Below are 1045 nucleotides of genomic sequence, written 5' to 3'. Positions count from 1 at the left end.
GGCCGACACCCCGGCGTTCCGCAAGGGAAACCTGGCACCCCGTGCCCGCCGCGAACTCGCCGGTCCGGACGCCGAAGAGACCGCCGACGTCGAACGGCCCACCACCGCGGCCGCAGCCCTCGGCCGGCTGGCCGCCGACTTCCTCGGCCAGGCGCGGGACGTGGTGGTCGAGCATGAGGAAGAACTGGGCCGTCTGGACGCCGTCGCCGGCGACGGCGACCACGGGATCGGCATGCGCCGCGGCGTGGACGCGGCGGTCGCCGCGGCCGAACAGGCTGCCTCGAACGACGGCGGCGCCTCGCCGTCGCGGGTCCTGACCGCTGCGGGGGAGGCCTGGAGCGAACGCGCCGGCGGCACCTCGGGTGCGCTCTGGGGCTCGGCGATCATCGCCGCCGGACAGGCCCTGGGCAACCAGGACAGCTACAGCGGCGAGGACGCGGCCGCCGCGGTCACGGCCTTCGTGGATGCGATCACCGCGCTCGGCAAGGCCGAGCCGGGGGACAAGACCATGGTGGACGCACTCTTGCCGTTCCAGGACGCGTTCCTCACCGCGTTCGACGCCGGCACACCAGTGGCCGGTTCCCTCGCGGCGGCGGCGGCCGCCGCCACAGCCGCCGCAGAGCGGACCGCCGGGCTGCGTCCGCTCAAAGGCCGGGCCCGCCCGCTCGCCGAGAAGAGCCTCGGCCACCCCGACCCCGGAGCGGTGTCCTTCGCCCTCATCGCGACCCGGATATCCACCCACACCACAGACACAGGATCCCGGCCCGGCACCCCCGAGCCGGCGGAACAAGGAGCACAAGCATGAGCACAGCAACAGGCTGGCGGGTGGTCATCGGCAACGATGAGGCCGGCGTCGAATACAAGAACGCGCTGAAGGCGCTCCTCGAAGCCGACCCCCGCGTGGCGTCCGTGCAGGACGTGGGAGTCGGCGCCAATGACTCCACCGCCTATCCGCACGTCGCCGTCGACGCGGCCGGCCAGATCGGCGACGGCGACGCCGACCGCGCGCTGCTGATCTACGGCACCGGCCTGGGCGTGGCGATAG

General features: G+C 73.8%; 2 protein-coding genes. Both read left to right on the top strand.

Going from position 1 to position 1045, the window contains the following annotated elements; genetic code table 11:
- A partial coding sequence (dhaL, locus tag LQV45_RS35285) for a dihydroxyacetone kinase subunit DhaL (protein WP_230012700.1) occupies positions 1 to 805 on the top strand: 805 nt, incomplete at its 5' end.
- The coding region (locus LQV45_RS35280; protein WP_230012698.1) for an RpiB/LacA/LacB family sugar-phosphate isomerase at positions 802 to 1045 on the top strand (244 nt) is incomplete at its 3' end. The genes dhaL and LQV45_RS35280, both read left to right, overlap by 4 nt.

It is taken from the genome of Microbacterium sp. Bi128 (assembly GCF_918698205.1).
The sequence above is the reverse complement of the archived record's forward strand: the minus strand, read 5'-3'. Positions and strand labels throughout refer to the sequence as shown.